Annotated in this window: 26 protein-coding genes; 1 reads left to right on the forward strand and 25 read right to left on the reverse strand. The window is 40.3% G+C overall.

The annotated features are described in order from the left end of the window. Positions 1–116: 116 nt before the first annotated feature. The 16 genes from tkt to BN1356_RS00530 form a co-directional block, all read right to left on the reverse strand. On the reverse strand, positions 117–2,087 hold the full coding sequence (gene tkt, locus BN1356_RS00455) for a transketolase (RefSeq protein ID WP_093649479.1): 1,971 nt from the start codon (positions 2,085–2,087) through the stop codon (positions 117–119). A 125-nt stretch (positions 2,088–2,212) separates the two neighbouring features. Continuing rightward, positions 2,213–2,929, reverse strand: coding sequence for a triose-phosphate isomerase (locus BN1356_RS00460; RefSeq protein ID WP_342666749.1), 717 nt, complete (start codon positions 2,927–2,929; stop codon positions 2,213–2,215). 117 nt (positions 2,930–3,046) lie between these two features. After that, complete coding sequence (locus BN1356_RS00465; RefSeq protein ID WP_093649481.1) at positions 3,047–3,388, reverse strand: Lin0368 family putative glycerol transporter subunit; 342 nt, start codon at positions 3,386–3,388, stop codon at positions 3,047–3,049. A 13-nt stretch (positions 3,389–3,401) separates the two neighbouring features. After that, positions 3,402–3,755 (reverse strand): Lin0368 family putative glycerol transporter subunit, encoded by a 354-nt coding sequence (locus BN1356_RS00470; protein ID WP_093649482.1) that lies wholly within the window; start codon positions 3,753–3,755, stop codon positions 3,402–3,404. Between the two features lie 11 nt (positions 3,756–3,766). After that, a complete protein-coding gene (gene dhaL, locus BN1356_RS00475) occupies positions 3,767–4,402 on the reverse strand; it encodes a dihydroxyacetone kinase subunit DhaL (RefSeq protein ID WP_093649483.1) in 636 nt (211 codons plus the stop codon). 10 nt (positions 4,403–4,412) lie between these two features. Next, positions 4,413–5,405: a dihydroxyacetone kinase subunit DhaK gene (locus BN1356_RS00480; protein WP_093649484.1), complete on the reverse strand. Its 993-nt coding sequence runs from the start codon at positions 5,403–5,405 to the stop codon at positions 4,413–4,415. A gap of 19 nt (positions 5,406–5,424) precedes the next feature. Then, on the reverse strand, positions 5,425–5,808 hold the full coding sequence (gene dhaM / locus BN1356_RS00485; protein ID WP_093649485.1) for a dihydroxyacetone kinase phosphoryl donor subunit DhaM: 384 nt from the start codon (positions 5,806–5,808) through the stop codon (positions 5,425–5,427). Positions 5,809–5,824: 16 nt separating this feature from the next. After that, the gene (locus BN1356_RS00490; protein WP_093649486.1) at positions 5,825–6,262 is read right to left on the reverse strand and encodes an RpiB/LacA/LacB family sugar-phosphate isomerase; all 438 of its coding nucleotides are present in this window, start codon (positions 6,260–6,262) and stop codon (positions 5,825–5,827) included. A 130-nt stretch (positions 6,263–6,392) separates the two neighbouring features. Beyond that, complete coding sequence (locus tag BN1356_RS00495; protein ID WP_093649487.1) at positions 6,393–7,157, reverse strand: DeoR/GlpR family DNA-binding transcription regulator; 765 nt, start codon at positions 7,155–7,157, stop codon at positions 6,393–6,395. Between the two features lie 63 nt (positions 7,158–7,220). Next, on the reverse strand, positions 7,221–7,874 hold the full coding sequence (fsa, locus tag BN1356_RS00500; protein ID WP_093649488.1) for a fructose-6-phosphate aldolase: 654 nt from the start codon (positions 7,872–7,874) through the stop codon (positions 7,221–7,223). Positions 7,875–8,318: 444 nt separating this feature from the next. Next, positions 8,319–9,380, reverse strand: a complete 1,062-nt coding sequence (locus BN1356_RS00505) for a zinc-binding dehydrogenase (protein WP_093649489.1) — start codon at positions 9,378–9,380, stop codon at positions 8,319–8,321. A 19-nt stretch (positions 9,381–9,399) separates the two neighbouring features. Beyond that, positions 9,400–10,446 (reverse strand): galactitol-1-phosphate 5-dehydrogenase, encoded by a 1,047-nt coding sequence (locus BN1356_RS00510; RefSeq protein WP_093649490.1) that lies wholly within the window; start codon positions 10,444–10,446, stop codon positions 9,400–9,402. 32 nt (positions 10,447–10,478) lie between these two features. Beyond that, positions 10,479–11,759 carry a PTS galactitol transporter subunit IIC gene (locus tag BN1356_RS00515; RefSeq protein WP_093649491.1) on the reverse strand — a complete coding sequence of 427 codons (1,281 nt, stop codon included), beginning with the start codon at positions 11,757–11,759 and terminating at the stop codon, positions 10,479–10,481. A gap of 25 nt (positions 11,760–11,784) precedes the next feature. Continuing rightward, positions 11,785–12,078, reverse strand: a complete 294-nt coding sequence (locus BN1356_RS00520; protein ID WP_093649492.1) for a PTS sugar transporter subunit IIB — start codon at positions 12,076–12,078, stop codon at positions 11,785–11,787. 13 nt (positions 12,079–12,091) lie between these two features. After that, positions 12,092–12,568, reverse strand: a complete 477-nt coding sequence (locus BN1356_RS00525) for a PTS sugar transporter subunit IIA (protein WP_093649493.1) — start codon at positions 12,566–12,568, stop codon at positions 12,092–12,094. Positions 12,569–12,613: 45 nt separating this feature from the next. After that, positions 12,614–14,593, reverse strand: coding sequence for a BglG family transcription antiterminator (locus tag BN1356_RS00530; protein WP_245620270.1), 1,980 nt, complete (start codon positions 14,591–14,593; stop codon positions 12,614–12,616). Between the two features lie 279 nt (positions 14,594–14,872). On the opposite strand from BN1356_RS00530, the gene BN1356_RS00535 reads away from it, so the two are divergent. Continuing rightward, positions 14,873–17,257, forward strand: a complete 2,385-nt coding sequence (locus BN1356_RS00535) for a phosphoketolase family protein (protein ID WP_093649494.1) — start codon at positions 14,873–14,875, stop codon at positions 17,255–17,257. A 204-nt stretch (positions 17,258–17,461) separates the two neighbouring features. Here the strand turns inward: BN1356_RS00535 and BN1356_RS00540 are convergent, their stop codons facing one another. From BN1356_RS00540 to BN1356_RS00580, 9 genes are all read right to left on the reverse strand, one after another. After that, positions 17,462–17,983, reverse strand: a complete 522-nt coding sequence (locus tag BN1356_RS00540; RefSeq protein ID WP_093649495.1) for a YjbQ family protein — start codon at positions 17,981–17,983, stop codon at positions 17,462–17,464. A gap of 11 nt (positions 17,984–17,994) precedes the next feature. Then, positions 17,995–18,693 carry a triose-phosphate isomerase gene (locus BN1356_RS00545; RefSeq protein ID WP_093649496.1) on the reverse strand — a complete coding sequence of 233 codons (699 nt, stop codon included), beginning with the start codon at positions 18,691–18,693 and terminating at the stop codon, positions 17,995–17,997. Positions 18,694–18,702: 9 nt separating this feature from the next. Beyond that, on the reverse strand, positions 18,703–19,536 hold the full coding sequence (locus BN1356_RS00550; RefSeq protein ID WP_093649497.1) for a class II fructose-bisphosphate aldolase: 834 nt from the start codon (positions 19,534–19,536) through the stop codon (positions 18,703–18,705). Between the two features lie 166 nt (positions 19,537–19,702). Then, positions 19,703–20,713: a PTS glucitol/sorbitol transporter subunit IIB gene (gene srlE, locus BN1356_RS00555; RefSeq protein WP_093649498.1), complete on the reverse strand. Its 1,011-nt coding sequence runs from the start codon at positions 20,711–20,713 to the stop codon at positions 19,703–19,705. 26 nt (positions 20,714–20,739) lie between these two features. After that, positions 20,740–21,258, reverse strand: a complete 519-nt coding sequence (gene srlA, locus BN1356_RS00560; RefSeq protein ID WP_093649499.1) for a PTS glucitol/sorbitol transporter subunit IIC — start codon at positions 21,256–21,258, stop codon at positions 20,740–20,742. A 102-nt stretch (positions 21,259–21,360) separates the two neighbouring features. Beyond that, the gene (locus BN1356_RS00565) at positions 21,361–22,311 is read right to left on the reverse strand and encodes a sugar-binding transcriptional regulator (protein ID WP_093649500.1); all 951 of its coding nucleotides are present in this window, start codon (positions 22,309–22,311) and stop codon (positions 21,361–21,363) included. Positions 22,312–22,368: 57 nt separating this feature from the next. Further along, positions 22,369–22,758: a PTS glucitol/sorbitol transporter subunit IIA gene (locus BN1356_RS00570; protein WP_093649501.1), complete on the reverse strand. Its 390-nt coding sequence runs from the start codon at positions 22,756–22,758 to the stop codon at positions 22,369–22,371. Then, positions 22,712–22,951, reverse strand: coding sequence for a hypothetical protein (locus tag BN1356_RS00575; RefSeq protein ID WP_093649502.1), 240 nt, complete (start codon positions 22,949–22,951; stop codon positions 22,712–22,714). Before BN1356_RS00575 ends, BN1356_RS00570 begins: the two co-directional genes overlap by 47 nt. 156 nt (positions 22,952–23,107) lie before the next feature. Next, positions 23,108–24,520: a peptidoglycan amidohydrolase family protein gene (locus BN1356_RS00580; RefSeq protein ID WP_093649504.1), complete on the reverse strand. Its 1,413-nt coding sequence runs from the start codon at positions 24,518–24,520 to the stop codon at positions 23,108–23,110. Positions 24,521–24,623: the final 103 nt, after the last annotated feature.

Raw genomic sequence — 24,623 nt, forward strand, 5'->3', positions numbered from 1 at the left:
GGCAATTTCTTACTAGTACAGAATATTTAATTTGTAAAAATTAAAAAAGAAGAGAACTGTTCTAGTTCTCTTCGGATTTTTTTCTTATAATAATTGAGCAAATGTGGAGTATTTTCTTACAAACTCTTCACAACTGCTTTGACATTTTCTACGGTGAAGCCGTAGTTGTCGATAACTGTTTGAGCTGGTGCTGAAGCACCGAATTTGTCGATACCGATGACTTTACCGTCAAGACCGACATATTTGTACCAGCTTTGTGTCGCTGCCATTTCGATTGCGACACGGCGACGAACTGCATTTGGTAAAATTTCTTCCTTATAGGCTGCATCTTGAGCGTCAAAGAGTTCAGTGGATGGCACGGATACGACGCGTACTTTTGCACCTTCAGCTACCAATTCTTTGGCTGCTTTGACTGCCAAGTTCACTTCTGAACCAGAAGCAAGGAGGATAGTGTCAAAGCCTTCTGTATCAAAGACCACATAGGCACCTTTTGCCACTTTTGCAAAATCAGTTCCTTCTTCAACCGTCAAGTTTTGACGTGTCAAGACAAGAGCTGTTGGAGTAGAAGTGCTGTTCACTGCTAAGTTCCAAGCTGCTTGTGTTTCACGCGCATCTGCTGGACGAAGAACGTTCAAGTTTGGCATTGCACGAAGACCAGCTAAGTGCTCGATTGGCTCATGGGTTGGACCATCTTCACCAACAGCGATAGAATCATGTGTGAAGACATAAGTCACTGGCAATCCTTGAAGAGCGGACAAGCGAACGGCCGCTTTTACATAATCAGAGAAGACAAAGAATGTTCCACCAAATACGCGAAGTCCACCATGAAGGGCCATACCATTTAGAATAGTTCCCATTGCAAATTCACGGACACCAAATTGGATGTTGCGGTTAAGCGGGTGAGTAGCATCCTGAAGCCCTTCACCCTTGATGATGGTCATATTTGAATGCGCCAAGTCAGCCGAACCACCCAAAAATGTTGGGAGTTTTTCAGCAATAACATTGAGAGCATCTTGTGACGAATTACGCGTTGCTTGTGAGAAGCCGGCTTCAAGAGCAGGGAAGTCTTCAGCAGTAATAGCAACTGGATCTTTACCAGCAAGGATCGCTTCGACTTCTGCACCTTCAGCTGGGTAAGCAGCCTTGTAGTCCTCTACTAATTTAGTCCAAGCCTCGTATGCTGCTGCACCACGATCTGCAACATTCATCTTAAAGTCTGCGTAAACAGATGATGGAATATCAAATGCTTCATATTCCCAGCCAAGGTTTTGGCGAGCCGCAGCTGTCTCTTCAGCACCCAATGGAGCACCATGAGCGGCATTCGTACCACCTTTAGTTGGGGCACCATGTCCGATGACTGTTTTAATCTCAATAAGAGATGGCTTACCGGAAGCCTTAGCCGCTTCAATAGCAATATTGATAGCCTCAATGTCTGTTCCATCTTCTACAAGAGCTGTGTACCAACCATAGGCATCGTAACGAGCACGGACATTTTCAGTCATGGCATCGTCCAATTCACCATCCAAACAGATGTTGTTTGAATCGTAAAGAACAATCAGTTTGTCCAGTTTTTGATGGCCTGCGTATGAAGCTGATTCAGAAGCAACACCTTCCATAAAGTCACCATCACCAGCGATAGCATAAGTGTAATGATCGAAGATTGGGAAACCTTCTTTGTTGTATTTCGCTGCTAGGAAACGCTCTGCTTGTGCAAAACCGACAGCAGTTGAAATACCTTGTCCAAGAGGACCTGATGTCGCATCTACACCCGCTGTGTGGCCAAATTCTGGGTGACCAGGTGTTTTTGAATCCCATTGGCGAAAGGCTTGTAGTTCTTCCATTGGTGTATCTTCAAAACCAGTTAGGTGAAGAAGAGCATACAACAACATGGACCCATGGCCAGCAGACAAAACAAAACGGTCACGGTTGATCCAGTTTGGATGTGCTGGAGTGATGTTCATTTGCTTTGTAAAGAGAGCATAAGCCATTGGCGCTGCACCCATAACCACTCCTGGATGACCTGAGTTTGCTTTATTGATAGCATCTACACCCAAAAAGCGGATAGCGTTTACTGATAAGTTTGACATAGTTTCCTCCTGTCTTGTGATGGTCCTATTATAGCATAAAAGAGAACATTAAAAAAGCGTTTTCGGTATTTGAACATAGCTTAATTTTCAATGTGGATTTAGTAAAATACACTACTGTATTATACTCAAGGCAAATCTCCCATGTCTTCTGTAAGAGCAATAATCATATCCTCTAACATTTTTGGGGGATTTTTAGCCGTTGTGATACCACTGGTACAACCTACACCATCTGCTCCCAATTCCATCACTTCATATACATCTTGCGGACTTGTAATTCCAGCGGCTTGCATCACTAATGTCTTTGGAGAGACTGATTTTATAGCTTGATTTGTACTTTTAATATACGAAGCTGTACTAGTTTGCCCAGTTCCAATGAGCGCTGTCGGTTCACAAAGGATAATGGACGGTTTTAAGGTAGCAATGGCAATCGCCTCTTTTAGGGAATTGGCACAGACAATTGTCTCCAATCCCAAATCCTCGGCTCTCTCCATCGCTCGAATAATCGCATCCATTGTCATAGGGTGTTCCGCATGGTTTAATAAGACCACTTGAGCTCCTGCATCTCTTATGCCTTCTGGCAAAATGGCACCCATCCCTCTTCCTGGGACAATCGCATCCATATGTTGTGCAACTATTTTTACATGTTTTACACGAGGAGCTACTAAACGCATATCCACATGTTGACATGTCAGTAAAACTGTTATGGAAGGATATTTTTTTGCTATTTCTTCCGCAACATCAGCCATTTCAGTTATTTTCTCTCCATATAAATATGATTTTGGATTAAACATAAAAAACGGAGTCTGAATCTTTTTTCCCATAAGTTTCCCTCTAAGCGACATTATACAATATCACAAAACACTAATTATCAACCTCTGCTAATAATAATGTTTTTATCTAAAGAAAGAGAAGATCAATGACCTTCTCTAAATTTTACATTACTTTCGTCAAGTAAGGAATTATAAGAAGCATGACAAAACAAATCCTGCAAGAACCCCTCCAACCAGAGCAGCTACTATATTAGGAATAGCTTTGTTTATTTTTCCTCCCCGAACCGCAGAAGCAACAAATACTCCCACACCGGCAGCAAGCCCCATATCAATCCATACATCACCTGACTGAGTAATCATTGGTTTTGGTATACCGTGATTCATTGCCCATACTGTCCCAACAATCATGGCAGCAGCTACCCAGCCACCAATCGGCCCCCAATTATCTACCATTTTCCCCCATATCATGCGAATCACGAAAGGAAAAACAAATCCACCCACGAGTGTTGCAATTACTTGTGTTGTACTCATAGTCACACCTCTCCTAATCCTTTTCCATATCTTCTTCAATTTTTGCTGCAACGAATCCACCAATCGCAGCACCGATTGCAACCAAAGCCAAAGTTGGAAAAGAAGTAGCAACTTTATCTAATCCCAGTAAAAAACCATCTCTAAATATTCCTGCGATGGCTATTCCTAGCCCCATATCAACGAATGCAGCATCATTATCTTGTTTAATCAACCCAACATAGTGATTCATAAACCACATTGGACCAATTATGATAAATGCGGCGAAATAACCACCGATAATCCCATAAGCATTTCCGAATGCCCCCCAAACACTCATAACAATCATACCGGCAATCATATAACCAATTGTTGAACGTAAAAATTTCATATCAAATCCTCTTATTTCAAAGCTTTAAGAAAACATTCAAATAATTTCCATGAAGATTCCGAGCCTGGATCACGATGTCCTATTGCACGTTCCCCTAAACGCATTGCACGACCTTTCTTGGCAATCAACGGTTCCGTACTCTCAGCACCTTTTTTCATGATAGCAATTGTTTCTTCTAGAGTCTTCTTAATATCTTTTGAAGTCTTTTGTTGGTTTAAATAATCTTTCGCAGGAAGTAAAGCGTCTAACATAGTTTTATCACCAAGTTCTGCTTTTCCTCTCATTTGAATAGCCTCTACACCAGTAGAAAACATCTCAACAAATGTACAAAAGTCAACATCTCTTGCAGAGTTAGCTGGAACCCCAAATTTCATAAAGAAACTACCATATAGTGGTCCCGAGGCTCCCCCAACTTTCCCAAGCAAGGCCATACCGACCTTTTTAAATAAGGTCGTTAGATTCTCATTTTCAAAGTCAAATGTTTCAAATTGCTTTGTAACCTCTCGAAAACCGATACTGAGATTAATTCCATGATCACCATCACCAATGTCCGAATCTAAGGATGTCAGATAATCGCGTTCTGCTTCCACCATACTCGCCATCTTTATAATGGATAATTTGAAATACTCCATATCAAATTGATTCATATTTCTCTCCCTATTGCTTGTAGTACGGTGTGTCACAATGTGAATCCAATAACTCCTTCAGCTCATCATTCACACGCATCAAAGTAATAGACATTCCCACCATGTCCATTGAGGTTGCGTAATTTCCAACTAGTGATTTATGTACTTTGATATGGTCAGCAACTAACAATTCATCCAATTTACGGTAGCAGACATATTGGTCCATAACAGGTAAGCCACCCAGACCATTTACCAACACTGCAACTTCGTCTCCAGAAGTAAGATCTGTATGCTCTTTTAAGTAATTATAGATTTCAGCGACTACTTCATCAGCTGGACGAATTTTTTCACGACGAATGCCTGGTTCACCATGAATACCCATACCAACTTCCATATCGCCATCTTTCATTTCGAAAATTTCTTTTCCAGTTACTGGCAAAGTAGCAGATGATAATGCAACTCCCATGGAGAATGTATTTGCATTTGCAAACTCTGCAATTTCTTTAACTTTTTCTAGATCATATCCCTTAGCTGCCGCACTAGCTGCCACTTTAAAGACAAAAACATCTCCCGCAACTCCTCGGCGATCTTCAAAATTCTCTGAAGAAATAACATCATCCTTGACAGTCACAGTTTCAACGCGAATACCTTCATCAGCAGCCAGTTCCGCACCCATATCAAAATTTAAGACATCTCCTGCATAGTTACCATAAAGGTATAGGCAACCTTTCCCACTATCGACAGCTTTTACAGCTTTGTAACATGGCTCTGGAGATGGAGAGGTATTAATATTGCCAATAACTGCTGCATCCGCAAAATTTTCACCAACATATCCTAAGAATAATGGCTCATGCCCTGAACCACCACCAATAATGATACGTACTCTTGGTTCTTCGCTAATTTTCTTGCTAATAACCACTCTCCCTTCATCAGGAAGCAAAGTAGCATATTCAGAATTTGCCGCCACATAGCCAGCCAACATCTCTTCAACTACATCGTAGCCATCATTAATTAAACGTCGCATTATTTTTTCCTCCGAAAAATTATTTATTTAAAGATATTTCTTCCAAAATTTCATTTGTACTGGCACCTATTGATGCCTGCACAACTCCAATGAATGCTCCCTCAATCAACGGAGCATCAAATAAGGTAACTTTTGCCCTAAGCTCATCCGAATCTAACATATCCATCGCTGTTTCCGAACTTAATATTGAACTACCTATATCTGCAAAGATATAAATATCTTCACACGCTTCTAATGTATTAATTGAATCATAGATCATAACCGCATTCGTTCCTAGTCGACCATCTCCAGTTCCTCCTGCAGAAATAATGTCAACTACTGATGAATCCACCATTTCCTCTAACATCTCTTTTAATCCTAATGAGATTTTTTCTGAATGAGAAACTAAAATAATCCCTTTCATTTACCTACCTCCAAGACTATTCGTCTAAATTCATCACTTGTTTAATCTTTTCACCGGACGGGCTATCCACATATTTTTGAGATAAAAATTCTAAAACTAATTCTCCAGCTAATGCTTCTCCCACAACTTTAGAACCAATTGTGATAATATGTGCATTATTGCTCAGTTCCGCTCGTTGTGCAGAATACATATCGTGTACTTGTGCCGCACGAATTCCCTTAATTTTATTTGCAGCCATGGCCATCCCAATGCCTGTTCCGCAAAATAAAATCCCTTTCTCTATTTTTTTCTCTAGAATTGCATGAGATACCTGAGCAGCTACTTCTGGATAATCAACAGTATCCTTGGAGTAACAGCCAAAATCTACAATTTCATGACCAGCATCAAGGAGTCTAGTATTGATGTATTCTTTGAGATCATAGGCATTATGATCAGAACCGATTCCAATTTTCATTTTTTCTTATCCTTTCTTTTGTTGTCTTTATTTTATCGTTTGCTTTCTTTTTTGTCAAGTTGTTTTTTTAAAAAAAGCAAAAAGAATAACTATACAAATGATAGTTATTCTTTTTTAAATAAGAGTAAAACTAAATCACTACTAAACCCCTTTGTTTATATGATTCTAAAATAGTTGAAGGAATCTGATTATCTGTAATTAATAAATCAATATTATCAAAATCTAGAAATGTAGCTACAGATTTCGTCTCAATTTTAGTCGAGTCTACTAGGGCAATCACACGTTTCGATTGTTCCACCATAATCTTTTTCAATTCAACTTCATACAAATTAAAATCAGACATGCCGTCCTCAAAATTTAAAGATTGAGCTGATATAAATAGCTGAGTTATATTCATATTCTTTAAAAGAGCTGCACCTAATGTACTTTCAATTGCATTCGAACGTCCTTTTAAAATACCGCCTAATAAAATAGTTGTTATATTAGGATTATCTTTTAAAAGTTCTGCTGTCATTATCCCATTGGTAATAACTGTAAGGCGAAGATTCCGTTCATTAATCAGCCTTGCTAACTCGTAAGCAGTAGAGCTTGCGTCAATTATAATACATTCATTGTCAACGACGGTTTCAATTGCTTTTTTAGCAATAATCTTCTTTAATTCAGAATTTTTTTTGCTTCTAAAGTCGTAAGATATAGTAGTGGAAATTAGACCAGTTTCTATCAAACTTGCACCACCGTGTAAACGATGAATTAACTTTTTATCAGAAAGAAAATTCAAATCATTTCGTATGGTTACAACCGAAACGGACAAGGCTTTACTTAATTCATTAACAGTAGCATTTTTTTGTTGAGAGAGGATATCTAGTATCTTTCTATGACGTTCTTCAGGATACATAATTTCTCCTTTTCTCCATTAATTATTTTCTTCATTGATTAGATATGTAAATCAATTCTAGCACTATTTCTCCCTTTTTTCAAATGTTTCCCAATCTTTCATAAATTGTTCAATTCCTTGAGTTGTCAAAATGTGACTTGACATTTTTTCAAAAAGACTATCTGGAATAGTGGCAATATGAGCACCGAGTTTTGTAACTTTTTCTAGCTGTTGTACACTTCGGATACTAGCTGCAATTATCTCCGTCTCATATCCATAAAAGTCAATAATATGCCTTAAGTCAGCTATTAATTGGTATGCATCTACCCCAATATCTTCCAAACGACCCACAAACGGACTAATGATAGTCGCACCTGCTTTCATAGCCATCAAGCCTTGGGAAACGGAAAATATAAGAGTTACATTTGTCTTGATTCCCTCTTTAGATAAAATCTTTACAGCTTTTAAACCCTCCATGGTCATGGGGATCTTAATCACTACATTATTAGACCATTTAGAAATCGAGCGTGCTTCAGTAACCATATCATGTGCAGTTAATCCAGTTACTTCTGCTGAAACAGGCCCATCCACAATACTACATATTTCCTTAATGACAGTTTCAAAATCTCTGCCTTCCCTAGCGACAATTGTTGGATTCGTAGTAACTCCATCTACAATACCCATTTCATTTATTCTACGAATCTCTGCAACATTTGCAGTATCTACGAAAAATTTCATAATGTTACCTCATTTCTTATATCTAAATAGATATATTTTTTTCATGTTTAATATTACTTCTTTTTATTTCTTTTGTCAACTTTTAATTTCTTTTTGTTTTCTTTTGTTGTTTTATTTTTTCGTTTATAGACATATATCTTTTTCCCATGAGGATGGGAAAACCCGAACCCCAGCCTATCCTTTGACCAACGAATATTCCAAAAAGGTATAAAATCAACTTGTTTGATAAACTAATTCTATGCTTCTTCTCTGTGTTCTGAACTTTTTGTCAGACTCAATTATTTTATTAGTAAAATTCGAGAGCTCATTTTAAGCTTTTTACTATCCTCACACAAAAGAATGTCCAAGCGGATAAAGAAAAAGCCATTTCTGTATTTCACAGAAATAAGCTTTCAAATAATACAAAATATTTTTGAACAACATTGTTCATCAAAAAATTTCCTATTAAAATTCTCCTGGATTGGATTCAATCATGACCTTGAATTCTTTACCACCCATAACTGATTCGAAGGCTTCACGCCATTCTTCCAATGGGAATTTTTTAGTAATCATTTTATTAATATTGATAGCACCACTATCCAGAAGATGGATCGCGATTGGCCAATCAAATGGGTTTTGTGAACGACAACCTACGTATTCGATTTCCCGTTGGATGATGGACTCTGTATCCAGTTCTACATATTTTTTAGCAAAGAGTCCAACCTGAACAAAACGGCCGCGTTTTTTAATTAGAGGTAAAACTTGATTGACGGCTGGTGCTGCACCAGATGCGTCGTAAGCTTTATCCACTCCGTAACCATCTGTGTACTTATGGACGATTTCAGCCAAATCTTCCTTCATGGTATCCACTACAACATCCGCACCCAACTCTTTGGCAAAGGCCAAGCGATCCGCATCTTGAGTGATACCTGTCATAATAACGAAAGCACCGATATGTTTGGCAATTTGCAGGAGGAAAAGACCAATCGGGCCAGGGCCCATGATGATGATTTTGTCATGTAGCGTCAACTGACTCTTTTGGTACATAGCGTGGACACAGCAAGCCAATGGCTCTGTCATAGCTGCCCCCTCATAGCTGAGACTATCTGGCAAATGATGAATGCTTTCTTCACGCGCCAAGACATATTTGGCCATGGAACCATTTTGCTGGGTACCAATCCCCTTGCGCCATAGTGCTAAGTTGTACTGCTTAGCATGAGTGTAGATATCTGTACTTGTCTCGAAAGTTGTTTCACTAGTGACACGATCTCCAACTTTAACTTTAGTTACATTGTCACCAACAGCCACTACTTGACCAGCAAACTCATGCCCAAGGACAACTGGGGTCGACGGATTATTGTACTCACCTTTAAAGGTATGGATATCTGAGCCACAGATACCGGTGAAAGCCACCTTAATCAAGACCTTGTCATCTTCTGCTTTTGGAACATCCAATTCAAGGAAGTCCATCTTGTCATAGCCAGGTTCTGTTTTAAAGACACCCTTCATTTTTTCTGGAATCGTCATATTTCACTCCTAAGTACTACTATTCGTTAGGAAAAACCATTACTTTATTATAAGATTCTTCTCTATTTACGGTTAAATTAAATGCTTTCTGAATATCTTCTAGTTTAAATCTATGCGAAATCATATCTTTCAGGTTTATTTTTCCTGATTCAATAAAGTCCACTGAATGTGTCCATTCTTTGCCCGGAAAAGGAGCTGAATAAGAATTCCAGAAGCCCTTCAGTGTATATTCTCTTCTGAAAATATTCTCAAATGCTTTTTGTCTAAGCAAGACATCTGAATAGGCAATACCTTGATAACCTATTTTTCCACCTTTACGTGTGATGAGGAGGCATTGTTCTTCCGTAATTTTTGAACCGGCACATTCAAGAGCTATATCAACACCGATTCCATTTGTCAGTTCAAATACCCGCTTTTCAAGGTCTTCTTCAAGTGGGTTAATTGTGTCTGTAACACCATATCTTTTTGATTCTTCCAATTTAAATGGATCGATATCAATGCCGATAATTCTCTTAACGCCAGCTATTCGTAACCATTGGATACTTAATATTCCAATCGTTCCTAATCCAAAAACAGCCACTTGGTCACCTGTTTGTGGAGCCAAACCCATGACTCCATGTGCAGATACAGCTAGAGGTTCAATCATCGCCGCTTCTTCAAAGGAAATTTTCTCGCCAATATTTATAATATTTTCTTCTGGTACGACACAGTATTCTTCAAAACCACCGTATTGATGAGAACCAATCATCGTATACTGATCACACAATTGGTATTTCCCAGATTTGCAATAGACACAGTCTTTACAAGGTATAAGTGGTGCAATAGCCACTCGATCCCCGACAGTAATGTCTTTTGTCTCCGGACCAACCATTTCCACTACACCCGCAAATTCATGGCCCATTACCATTGGCAGTTGGTATTTCCATTCACTCTGCATCTTATGAATATCAGAGCCGCAGATACCTGCGGCTTTGACTTTCACGAGAACCTCATCTCCTTTTGGAGTTGGTTTTTCAATATTCTCTATTTCAAAATGATTTAAACTTTTTAGTAACGCTGCTTTCATACAAGCGGCACCTTTCTGTTATCGCTTACAAATTATAATGGAGCACCAGCAAACAATTGAGAAAGTTTGAGGATGAGCCAGTTAAGAACGTTACCACCCATATCCAAGCTTGATACTTGAGATGCGCCTGCTGGGAATTCATAAACTCCTCTCATCATTTCTGTATGGACTGGTGCAAAGTTTGTAGCCATCCACAATGCAAAGGCAATGACAATCGCGCCTGTAATAACAGATTGAACGATATTTCCTTTTCTATGTGCTACAATGAATGAAACATAGAATGGGATAGTAGCCAAGTCACCAAATGGAAGTACTCGGTTACCAGGAAGGATGATCGCAATGAGAAGTGTAATTGGAACGAGCAACAAACCAGTTGCAAGGTTAGCAGGGTGACCTGTTGTCAAAGCAGCATCCATACCAAGGTAAATAGTACGATCACTATCGCCATTTCGTTTTTGCAAGAAATCACGGGCTGCTTCAGAAATAGGAATCAAACCTTCCATTAAGATTTTAACCATACGTGGTAGAAGGAACATAACGGCACCCAAATTGATACCCATCGTAATAATTCCACCTACATCATAACCACCAAGAGCTGCAATAACCGCACCGATAATGATACCCATCATCATTGGCTCACCAAAGATACCAAATTTTTCTTGAATAGTATCTGCACTAACATCAATTTTGTTAAGTCCAGGAATTTTTCCAACCAAGATACCAACAGGAATACCAATCAAACCAAAGGCATTAGTTGAACCAGTTGGAAGACTTACACCTTCTAGCCCATAGAAATCTTCAACCATCGGAGCTGTCCAGTCTGCAATAAGAAGACAAGCGATTTCGTACAAGATACCACATAGAATTGCAAACCACCAGTTACCACCTGTTACGATATAACCAGTTGATGCGGCTGCAATAAAATGCCAGTAGTTCCAAAGGTCAATATCCAATGTTTTGGTCGTTTTAGTGAACAACATAATCAAGTTAACAGCCACACAGATTGGAATCATGATCGCAGAAACTGGTGCAGCCCAAGATGCTGCAGCAGCTGACGGCCAACCAGTATCAATGACAGTTAAAGAAACACCAAAGTTCTTAACCATCGCTTGTGCGGCAGGGCCCAAGTTGTTAGACAAAACACCAATAACTAAGTTAATACCAATGAAACCAATCCCTACTGTTAGACCTGATTTGAGGGATTTACCAAATGGTAGGCGGAAAATCAAACCTACAATGGTAAGCATGATAGGAAGCATAACAGATGCTCCTAATCCTAGAATATACTGAACAACATCATTTACTGCATTCATTGTTCGTTCTCCTTTTTTTAATTTTTTATCCTAAAATTTCACGCGCAGTAGACAAAACTTGCTCATCTACCTTGTCTGCATTAATACCAGTTAAATATGCCATTGCCTTAATAGCAGGGATTTTAAATTCTCCTGGTAAGATTGTGGTTGTAATCAACATATGTGCATCAGCTTCTCTTGATTTTGCTTCGGAAATCTTAATTTGAATAATGTCAACATCGATATTATTTTTCTTAAATAAATCCTCCACTCGTTTCATCACAACTGTTGAGGTTGCAATTCCTGCTCCACATGCAACTAAAACTTTTAGTTTAGCCATAACATTTCTCCTTTTATAAATTGTTATTTTTTACGATTGTTAAAACATCTTGAGTAGATGTTGCTGCTTGGATTTCTGACAAAATAGTCTCATTTTGTAGTAATCCCATCAATGATTGAAGCATTTCCAGTTGAGCATGGGGTTGATTGAGACCAAGTACAAAGACAATACTTGCCTCGACCGACTGATTGATATCTTCCATGCTCTTGAAGCCAACAGGTTCTTTGTTGACAACAACTGCGACAAACTCATCTAGGACACATTCGGCATCCGTATGAGGAATGGCGACGCCAATTTCTTCCAGTTGAATACCGGTTGGGAAAGTTTTTTCTCTTTCCTTAACCCTAGGAAGAAAATCTTCTCGAACCTTACCAAGTTCGAAAGCTTTGGCGGAAACAGCATCGAATAAATCATCGCTTGTTTTAAAAGCCTTATCTATAAAAATTAAGTCTTCACTAATATAGTTCAGCAATTTAATTGAGTCTGTCATTCTCTTCAAACTCCTTTCTTTTTTCTAAATCTATTAAAGGGAACCTTAAAGTTCCTCTATAAATTTCACTTTTTTATCTGCTTTCCATAAACTGTCAATATAGTCATGTTTATCAATCTTAGAATATAGACTAACTAGAGCTTTCTTATATAGCTCCTCATCTTTTTCAGCAATGGCTATCAACATAATCACCTTGATGGTATTACTACCCCATTTAATAGGTTTCTTTAAGGTCATCATAATCAGTTGAGACTCATTGACAAAAGTTGGATCAGCATGAGGTAAAGCGATCCCAGTGTAGACACTGGTTGGTCCCATCTTTTCACGAGCCAGGATTGAAGTTAGTAACTTTTCATCCTTACGATTCTTTTTAGAAGCCTTGGAGACCATAAGCTCAATGCATTCCTCCACCGTTTTACAACTTTGACCCAGCAATATATTCTCTTGTAGTAAGTCTAGAACAACTGACTTTGCAAATACTCCATCCTCATGGATGACTGACAACATATTTCGATTCCCGGTTGTTAATTCTGAGTAGGTCCGTTGGATCAACTCCAGTTCCGAAGCTGTCATAATAGGATTGACATGGATGTAGTCAAAATTGACTTTTTCTAAGCGAACTGAACTAACGACCAAATCTGCTCTAGACAGCATTTCTTTCTTAGACACTAAATCACGCAAATCAATTTGAATGATATGATCAAAACTTGAAATGATTCTTTTGAGAGAACTCATAATTAGCTCAGAGGTTGCCAAACCATGTGGGCAAATGACGCAAATGGTTAGTGGCTTGATTAACTTTTCAACTGCTACTTCAAAGTAGATTGTCAGAAAAGCAATCTCAGCATCCAGAAAATCTACTTTGTATTCTTCAGATAAAGTCTTGGAAGCCAGCCAGACAACATAGTACAAAACACTATATTTTGTTTTAATTTCTTCTGTTGTTTGATTTTTTATATTGATACCACTTTTTAATCTATAAATCATTGGTTGAACATGATTGACCAACATGTTATAGAGATGACTATCTTCAGTAAAATCTACTCCTGATAGTTTGCTGACCCTTTTTATAAAAATCTCTACAGATTTCTTCATATCTGGATGTTCAGCTAACTTGGGTTCATAACCAACAGACAACAAGGTATAAGAAATATTGCGAATCTCAGAATCTGGAATTAGATTCATCAGCACACCTGTCGTCTTACTGATGAGTTCGCTAGCAATAACATAAACTTCATACTGTGGTAAATCTTCGACCAGTATAAGGGGGGAGACATTTTCCAGTATAAGATTATTTTGTAAGTAACGGTGAGCACTAATCAAGAGATCCAAAACCAGATAAATACTATAAGACTCTGCCAACCGAAAGTTGTAAGCGTTTGCACAATTTTGGACAATATTAACAACTGTTTCAATCTTGTCCAAGGGAAAGAAGATCGTTAGTCCAGAATCTTGTGGTAGTTGATTGTTCTCCAAATCGAAATTTTGAATGATGTAGTTGCGTAAAAACTTACGAATATCATCCTCTCTTCCTTCTATGGAAACGCAACCACCTCCCCTAATCATTTGAAGTTGATAGGGTTTTAGTCGAGGTTCGATTTTATCCAAATCCCTACGAATAGAGGCTTCACTAATGAAGTGCTCGACTGACCAGTCCATAATATCAATCGACTTGCCATCTAGAACCAACTCTTTAATGAGCTCGTACTCTCTTAAAATTTGGGAACCTTCATCCGCTACCTCTAAACTACTCTGTTCCAGAAAATCTAGAATTTTGCGTCGTTTGGCTGGAGTCAAAGTGAGTTGCACACCCAAGCGAGGTTTCTTTTCTATCTCAACTCGGAAAGCTGTTAGCTTTTCGTTGATGATGGCGATATCACTATAGATCGTCTTGGTAGACACTCCATATTTTTCAGACAATGCTTGTCCTGTGATGTAGTCACTAGCGGAGACTAGATCTTGTAATACGCTAAATTGTCTTGTATTCAAATCAATCCCGCCTCCGTTCTTTCTTACATGTCCCATTATAGACCAAATCCTCCCTATACTTAAATCAACTTTCTTCCACATTAATCTGGAAGTTTTGAAATCGGTTACAAATATTATTTTTCCTTCTTATATAGTAACATAGTTTTTTGTCTCGAATTTTTGTGGTTTTTTATCCATTTTTTTCTTTTCAAAAGAAGTATTTCTCTCTCAAAATGGGGACTTTTGAGTAAATTTTCGTAAAATCTTTTTTGACTTATAAAGAGTAAAGTGATATATTTTTCTTGTGAAAACAAACACAATAAAAGGAGTATTCATATGAACACGAACTTTGATTCGACAGACTATTTGAAAAAAGTAGATGCCTGGTGGCGTGCTTCCAACTACATCTCTGCTGCTCAGATGTATTTGAAAGATAACCCTCTATTGAAACGGGAAATTGTTGAGAACGACTTGAAAACGCATCCAATCGGTCACTGGGGAACAGTACCTGGTCAAAACTTTATCTATGCACACCTCAACCGTGCTATTAACAAGTATGATGCAGATATCTTCTACATTGAAGGTCCTGGCCACGGTGGACAGGTGATGGTTTCCAACTCTTACCTTGATGGTTCTTACACAGAGTTGAATCCACACATTCCACAAACCGAAGAAGGCTTCAAGGAGCTCTGTAAAATCTTCTCTTTCCCAGGCGGTATCGCATCCCATGCTGCACCTGAAACACCAGGCTCTATCCATGAAGGTGGGGAATTGGGTTATGCCCTTTCCCATGCTACTGGTGCAATCTTAGATAATCCAGATACCATCGCCGCAACCGTTATCGGGGACGGCGAAGCAGAAACAGGCCCTCTCATGGCAGGTTGGTTTGCCAATACCTTTATCAATCCAGTCAATGACGGTGCTGTTCTTCCCATCCTCTACCTCAATGGTGGTAAAATCCACAATCCAACTATTCTAGAACGCAAAACCGATGAGGAATTGGAACTCTTCTTCAAAGGGCTAGGTTGGAACCCAATTTTTGCCAATGTGACCGCAATCAGTAACGATTTCGAAGCATCTCATGCTCTCTTTGCAGAGAAATTGGACCAAGCTATCGAAGAAATCAAAGCTATCCAAACTGAAGCTCGTAAAGGATCTGCCGAAGAAGCGAAAATGCCGGCATGGCCTGTTTTGGTGGCCCGCATTCCAAAAGGTTGGACTGGTCCTGAAAGCTGGCAAGGTACTCCAATCGCAGGCGGCTGGCGTGCTCACCAAGTCCCAATCCCAGTGGATGCCCACCACATGGAACATATTGATGCTCTCCTTGATTGGTTAAAAGGCTATCGTCCGGAAGAACTTTTTGATGAAGAAGGTCGTCTTCTTCCTGAAATCGCTGAAATCGCACCAAAAGGTGAGCGCCGCATGGCCATGAATCCTATCACAAATGCTGGTGTCATCAAACCAATGGATACCGCTGATTGGAAAAAACATGCTTTTGACATTGAGACACCTGGCGCTATTATTGCCCAAGATATGATTGAATTCGGGAAGTACGCAGCTGACTTGGTTGAGGCTAATCCAGATAACTTCCGTATCTTCGGCCCTGACGAAACAAAATCCAACCGCCTACAAGAAGTCTTCACTAAGACTAACCGTCAATGGATGGGCCGTCGTGATGCTTCTTATGATGAATGGATTGCCCCAGTCGGTCGCGTCATCGACTCGCAATTGTCTGAACACCAGGCGGAAGGCCTCTTAGAAGGGTATGTCTTGACGGGTCGTCACGGTTTCTTCGCATCCTACGAATCCTTCCTGCGTGTCGTTGATACCATGGTGACCCAACACTTCAAATGGTTGCGAAAGTCTAAAACCCATACAACCTGGCGTAAAAACTACCCAGCTCTTAACTTGATTGCTACTTCAACCGTCTTCCAGCAAGACCACAACGGCTACACTCACCAAGATCCAGGTATCTTAACCCACTTGTCAGAAAAAACACCTGAGTTTATCCGTGAGTACCTGCCAGCCGATAGCAACACTCTCTTGGCTGTTATGGATAAAGCTTTCAAGGCAGAAGACAAGATCAACTTGATTGTCACTTCTAAGCATCCACGTCCACAATTTTACTCAGTAGATGAGGCAGAAGAATTAGTGGAAAAAGGCTACAAGGTCATCGACTGGGCTTCAACTGTTTCCGCAGATGAGGAGCCAGATGTGGTCTTTGCGGCAGCTGGTACCGAGCCAAACTTGGAAGCCTTGGCAGCCATCTCTATCTTGCACCAAGCTTTCCCAGACTTGAGGATTCGCTTTGTCAACGTAGTGGACATTCTCAAATTACGCCACCCAAGTGTCGATGCACGAGGCTTGTCTGATGAAGAATTCGATAAAGTATTCACCAAAGACAAACCGGTTATCTTTGCCTTCCATGCTTACGAAGGAATGATCCGTGACATCTTCTTCACGCGTCACAACCATAACTTGCGTGTTCATGGCTACCGTGAAAACGGAGATATCACTACTCCATTCGATATGCGTGTTATGTCTGAGCTCGACCGCTTCCACCTCGCTCAAGATGCAGCCCAGGCTGCCCTTGGTGAAGAAGCAAGTAGCTTCGCAGCTAAAATGGATGAAACCATTGCCTACCACAAAGCCTTCATCCGCGAGCATGGAGATGATATCCCTGAAGTTCAAAACTGGAAATGGGAAAACATTACTAAATAAGGGTTTTGCCACCAAAATAGCTTGAGAAAAATTCTCAAGCTATTTTTTGCTCAAAAAAAAACAGCCTAGGGTTGGCTGCTTGTGTATCTATCCAAAGAAAGCGATGTACTGTAACATCAAAACCATACTTTCTTACCACAACTTGATAAACTTTCATTCTAGCTGCGGTTTAATCGCTTAGCCTTGATTGATTTTTTCTGGTTATTAAATACCAAATACAGTTACTTGACACTTCCTTGTTCGCGCCCGAGTCTGATCATAATCCACAAAATAGAAGTAGCCGGTGCTACCCACACCTAAATCTCCATTTGTTACATCGACTAACTGACTGGAACCAATCAGGGTCGCCTTAAGGTGAGCATCTCCATTCCAAAGAGCTTTGCGATCCCCCTCAGGCAGGTACTCTGCTGCATTGGGCCAAGCTTCAACAGCTCGGTAGTGAGCCTCCCCCGGATAGATGTAAGTATCGGCACTGGTGTGGTCGGGTACAATTTTCTTTAAGATATGGTTAAGATCGGCTTGAAGAGATTCATCCCCATCATCGGTATAGTCATGAGCAAATTCCTCAAAAAATACAGCACAAGTGGTATGAGGGGAAATCATAGCCAAGAGGCCATCTTGGATGCCACTTTCTGTAACAATTTGTCGCAGTTGAGGCGTAATGTCCACATAGGTAGCCTTCCCAGCTTGAGTTTCCACTGTAAACGTCGCCTTGTGTAATTTCATATTCCAGCCTCCTATTCTTTTTCTTTATGGGCTTTGGCTGCTGCTGCCACCATATCTCTAAACATCTCTTTGGGATTGACAGCATTGGTAATCCCACTGGTACAACCCGTTCCGTCTGCACCCAGTTTGATGACATCATAGACATCCTGGCTACTAGAAATACCTGCAGCCTGCATGACTAAGGTTTTTGGTGAGATAGCCTTAATGGCTTCATTGGTGCTAGTCACGTAGGAAACATCACTGGTATTGCCTGTTCCAATCAACTCAGTCGGCTCACAAAGAATGATATCCGGCTCCAAGGTAGCAATGGCTCTTGCTTCCTTGAGGGAATTGGCACAGACTATCGTCACAATCCCCAATTCGTCTGCCCGTTCGACTGCCTTAATAATTTCATCAAAGGTCAAGGGACGCTCCGCATGGTTGATGAAACTGGCTTGGGCTCCAGCATGCTTGAGAGCTTCTGGTAGAACATGTCCCATGCCCCGTCCCGGTTTGATTCCATCCAAATGTTGGGCAGAGACGATGGCTTTATCAGTGACGGCTGCTACCTGACTAATATTGGCAAAAGGACAGGTAATAAAGACGGATACCTGTGGATATTTTACCGCCATTTCTTCTGCCACTTTAGCCATCTCAAGGATATCTTCCCCATAAAGATAGGACTTAGGGTTGAACATGAAAAAGGGCGATTGAATAGTAACTTTGTTCATTCTTTCCTCCTAGATTTTTTGAGTTCCGAAAACATCATAATAATGGTCTAAAACATCTTCCATGGCTTTTTCAGCTGTTCGTCTGGATACAATGTAATCATCTGTTTGGATTGACTGGGTTGCTTCTAGGGCTGCCACGATAAAGTCTGTATAAATATTTATTTTAGTAATCCCCTCACGCGCACAACGACCTAAATTTTCATCCCCTGATGAAGATCCACCATGCAAGACCAAAGGTACATCCGTTAAGTCGGCGATCTCACGCAAACGATCAAAATTTATTTTAGGAATTCCCTTATAAACACCGTGAGCAGTACCAATGGAAACCGCCAAGGAATCCACATGGGTTGCTTTCATAAAGGCTTGAACATCCGCCACTTCCGTGTAAACAGAGTCCGTAACCTCATCTGCTTCTGAAGTATCATTGGCCCCGACATGGCCCAATTCCGCTTCCACCACAATTCCTCTTTCATGAGCGTATGCTACTACTTTTTTGGTGATGGCAATATTGTCCTCAAATGATTCCTGAGAAGCATCTATCATGACCGAGGTAAAGCCCAAATCAATAGCTTTTTTGATGAAATCAAAGTCCGCACCGTGATCCAAGTGTAGAACAATAGGAACCTCCACCGAATCTGCATAATAGTTTCCGATAGCTGCCGCTTCTTCTAAGGATAAAATAGAAGAGTGTGATTGAGCATAGGCCAAAAGTAAGGGTAACCCACGTCTCTGTGCCACGGTCACATAAGCCCTGGCTGAGTCCGAATCAATAAAATTAGCATGAGGAATCGCGAAATGTTGACCTTTTGCTACTTGGTAGAGATGTTTTGAAGAAACTTTCATAGACTGTCCTTTCAAACTGTAAGCGCTTAATATAATTATAGCATCAAGTTTTTTCTCTGTACAATGATTGACAAATTAGGAATTAAAATCTAAGCTTCTTGTTCTACAATGTTTAGTTAGATAGTCATTCCCAAAATCCATGGTAAAGAAATGTACCTTTGATGTTTTAATACATTCCAATACTGAAGACCCAACCGATAACAACAGCTAAAGTACCAGTGATAACACGACTATAGAGGATTGCTGGTACACCAACAGAGACTGTTTCTGGTTTCGCTTCACCTAGAGAAAGACCAACTGGGATAAAATCACAACCAACTTGTGCATTGATAGCAAAGAGAGCTGGTAATGCGTAAGTAACCGGAATAGTTCCTTGCGCAATCTGCGTACCAATCAGAACTCCAATAACTTGTGCGATAACAGCACCCGGCCCGATGACTGGTGAAATAAATGGAATACTACAGATAAAAGCTATGATAATAAAACCAACAATGGAGCCTGAAAGTGGTTCAAGTAGGTTAGCAATCATATTGCCGACACCAGTATAATTAATAATTCCGATAATGGTACTCATAAAGGCCATAAAGGGGATAATATTTTTAATCAACATGTCCACTGTATCACGGCCAGATTGATAGAAGATCCCCATGATATTGCCGATGCCACGAGAGAAGCGGACGAGAAAACTGTCACTGGCTTCCTGATTGGCTTTGTGTTCTGCCTTAACTTCAGCATATCTTTCTTGGAAGGCTGTTTTATTCTCCATTTCTGAACCTTGAAGGGACGACTCAGGAGAAGCACCCTCTTGTTGTAGCTCCACACATTCTGGCTTAACACCAGAAACAAAGTTATTTGCATTGATGTGCTTAGAAAGCGGACCGGATGGTGATGATGGAAGAACGTCTAAAGTCAATATTCCCTTCATTGGGTAAACACCGATACGGGCAGTACCGCCGCAATTGATAACAGCTGCTGCAATTTCCTCATCTGGAACGGCATTTTTAAAGCCATCTACTGCCTGAGCACCTGTTAACTCAGCTACTCGTTGTGCTACCGGATGAATCCCCCCACCTGTCACAGATACGATTTTATTTTTACTAGCAGTTGGATGAACCAAAAGACCATCGCCCCAACCATTATCTCCACGTTTGACAAATACCGCTTTAAATTCTGACATATTCTATACCTCTTGTTCACTTTCTACTAGGCTGCGCGGTTCATCAAGAATTTTGTAATTCTTTCTGTCACAACACCACGAATACAGATAACAACTATACCTGCTAGGAAATAGCGAACAGCCAGACTTCCTTGTGAATATCCAGCCTCAACGACCCCGTTTGCAATCCCCAAGAAGACAAAGAGTTCCCCTGCATTGGCATATGGAAAGAGACCCGTTACCGGATGGACCATACTAACCGCCGCATCATAAAAGGCTGGTTTTTCCTCTTCTTTCAAGAACTGACCGAATGTGTAAGCCATTGGGTTTGTCAGGACTAATACAGCTAATAGCGGCATTACTGTATAACGTAAGAGCGTATATTTGGCACTAGCCTTCATAAAACGGTCCACACGTTCACGACCAATCAAGGCAATGACAGCATTGGTGAAGGTCAGAAGTGCTACTAGAAGTGGTACGATTCCTGTGATGTAACCAACAAATTGCTGTCCACCAGCTTGGAATACACCGATAAAGTTTTCACCAAACCATTCGATAATTTTCATATGATATTCCCCTTTTATAACCACTCACTTTAACAAGTAAGCGGTTGCATTTCTTGTGTAAGAATAAACTATTTCGTTCGGGAGGAAATAGTTTATCCTTGATTATTCCGATAAAATTGCTTGGGCCGTTTCATCCGTTGTAATGAGGATGTTAGCCATCTTATTTTTTAGACCAACCCGAATTGCTGATGCCTTGGCCATTCCGTACGCTGTCACAATTTTTGTGGGAATCCCTTTGACAGCATCTAAGCTGACTCCCATAACATGTTCATTAATCCCAAGAATAGAATTTCCATCTTGGTCAAAGAATTGCGAATTGATATCGCCAATGACTCCTAATTTTTCCTTGAATTGCTTGGCTTCTTCTAGACTAATATAGCCTGTTTTTGTCATGGTTGAATTTTCTTCCAAGGAAGCAATTCCAAAAAGACCAACGTCCACTGTCTTCCCTTCTTCAAGAACTCTTGAAATGGTCGAATCCAGCTCCAATTCTTTCTTGAGAGCGATACTGGAAACCATAGCTGGAACATAAAGATAGTGAGCTGTTCCCCGCATCTTTTGTGCCATAGTTTGAACTAATTGATTCGAGTGAAGATAGAAATGCTCATTCCCCATTCCACCAATCAAGGGATAAATATGAAAATTTGGGTGATTGACATAAGGTAAGTAATTGACCAATTGACGCAAAGTTTCTCCCCAGGAAATCCCAATCCGTTTGATATCAGGATTTTTCCTCAGATGAGCTTCGAGATAATTAGCAGCAATACGACTCAATTTTCGTTTAGTCTCTGTTGGTGTCAAACCAACTGTATCAACTACTACCACGTCCTGAAGATCAAAGCGTTGCTCTAGTTCGCGCTCTAACTTTGTCGTAAAAACTGACTGACTGTTGATAAAGATTTCAACAATCTTAGCTTCTCGAGCATCAATCAACATTTTAGAAATCAATGAGCGAGATACTCCTAATTTTCGAGCAATCTCTGCTTGAGTCATTCCTTCGTCATAATACATGACAGCGACTTTTACATAATCTTTTTCTGTATAATTTTCCATGCGACCTATCCTAACTTTTATTCAATTTTGCTAAAGGAATTATACCATAGATTAGACCTAGTCGTTGATGATTCTCAATGGATCCCCTGGTTTTAACTGCGGAAAGATGGCTGGTTCTACCAAAATGGAACCTGGTAAAAGAGCTTCATCTCCTTTTTTCATATAGATTGCTACATGTCCTAATTCCTGAAAGTTGGCGTTTGCTGCATTCCCAGCTTCCAAAATAGTATACTCGGTATTTCCCAATTGAAGCTTGGTCCCAACTCTCAAAACAACTTCATCCAGATTTTTTGCTTTATAATCATGAACCACAGAGATTGCTCTCAACTCTGGCGGAGCTGTTTCTCCAAAGAGAATAACAATCATCTCCTCCGCAAAAGCTGGAACTATTTCCCCAATTTCAATTAAAGATACTAAATTTCTTGATTTTTGATACTGACTTGACATGCGCCTTCACCTCCTTTATACGCTTGACTAATTCATAGGCTAATTGGTAGCTATTTAACTCATCATCAGCTAAAACTAGCTGCCAAGTTTTGAAAAATTGACCTCTGTACCTGGTATAAACTTTGCACCAGTGTTCTACACCATACTCAGAGTGTTCAATACGGTCTAATTTTATACGTTTAATTTTTATCATTTTGATTACCTCCTTACTTTTTTATTCGTAAAGGTTTTGTCAATCCCCAAAAATCCCCCTGATTTTCCCTCGTTTTTTATCAGAGCAAGCAAAAAAGCCCCTAGGTTGTTACACCTAAGGGCTTACTTTATCTTATGAAAAAGGTGCTTATCCTTTCTAAACTGGTTTCTTAGAGATTGTATAGGTTACACCATTGATAGAGATTTCAATCCCCTCAATATTGACCTCAATCTTATCCGTGCTACCGACATTATCGACGGTAGCAACATCAAACTTAGCTAGGGAGCCATTTTCAGCCTCAATAGCTTTCAGACGGCTTGACATACCTACAATGTAGTTATCATAGCCACTGGCTGCATAATCATAGACAGCACCACCGACTTTGAACATGCCCTTGACAGCCTCACTGAAGGTCTTAGCTCCCGATACTTTGTAAGAGCCACCAGCTCTTAGCAGATAGAACCAATCTGTCAGAAAGTCATTCACACTAGCATAATGCATATAATGACCGCCCTCATTTGAAGGACGTGCGGAACCTTGAGTGACAGTGACACCGCTTGGACGCTGTCCTTGACCAGTCCAGGTCATACCGCCCCAGTTATTGTCTGCCTTGCCTACGGCTGATGTGCCCCACAAGCCCTCAAAGTGTAGGCAAGTGATGGCATAGCTAGGCAAGATGTTATGCTTCTTACAGTTGGCCAGAATCTTGTCCAGCACCGCTTTTTTCAGGATTGCCCCATTGAAAGAGAGGTCTCCTTCTTCTTTGGTGGCTGTAGCTTGTCCAGTTGGCTCAGTTTGGATTGTTTTGGTTCCGTGGGCTTGTTTTACTTCTTGTGCCTTGGACGGCTCAGAGGGCTGTTTTTTGAGCAATTCCGTCACTCGTTTTTGAACTGCATCATATTGACTACCAAGCGACTTTTTACGAGCTTCACCGTTGCCATACTTGCCAGCGATTACCTCCTGAGCCAGTTGGTCAACAGTCTTTTGATTAGCCGTAGCCTTGCCATTGATGACTGCCATGACAGCCTCATATTGATTGCCAAGAGCTGCCTTGCGGGTATCTCCGTTACCGTAAACACCTGCCAGGGTTTCTTTAACCAAGGTATCAAGGCTTTTTCCAGCCGTTGAGGTTGATGACTGATTAGATAAACGGTAAACATAGCAATACATCCAGCCACTAGCTGCCGCTGTCTGATTGTAGTTGTCAATAGTTATTCCATTGCGGGCATAGTTACAATGGATAATGTTGTCAGGGTCTACAAAGATACCAGTATGACCACCAGCACCGCTAGACTGTCCACGGCGACCCCAAATAAAGACATCACCACGCTTAGCGTCCCAGTCTTTGTTTTCTGCAATGAGCTTATAACCATTCTTGATGAGCCAATCATGCTGATACTCAGTATTTACTGCCCAGCCTGCTGTAATTGCTCCAGCTGACATCAAGGCATAGTAAACAGAGCTAGAGCAATCATAAGAACCTGGTCCGTTTCTGTAGTCCATTGAATAGGTCACTTTTCCAGCTCGTGATGTCATCCAGGCAATAGATACTTCAATATTTACTGCCATTGTCTTCCTCCTTTAGAAATAATTGAATAAAAGGGGAAAGCATGAGGAGTAAAAAAGAAAGAGGTACTAGCGATAGTACCCCTGCAATTATCAAGATAATTTT

Source organism: Streptococcus varani (assembly GCF_001375655.1).
Lineage (GTDB): Bacteria > Bacillota > Bacilli > Lactobacillales > Streptococcaceae > Streptococcus > Streptococcus varani.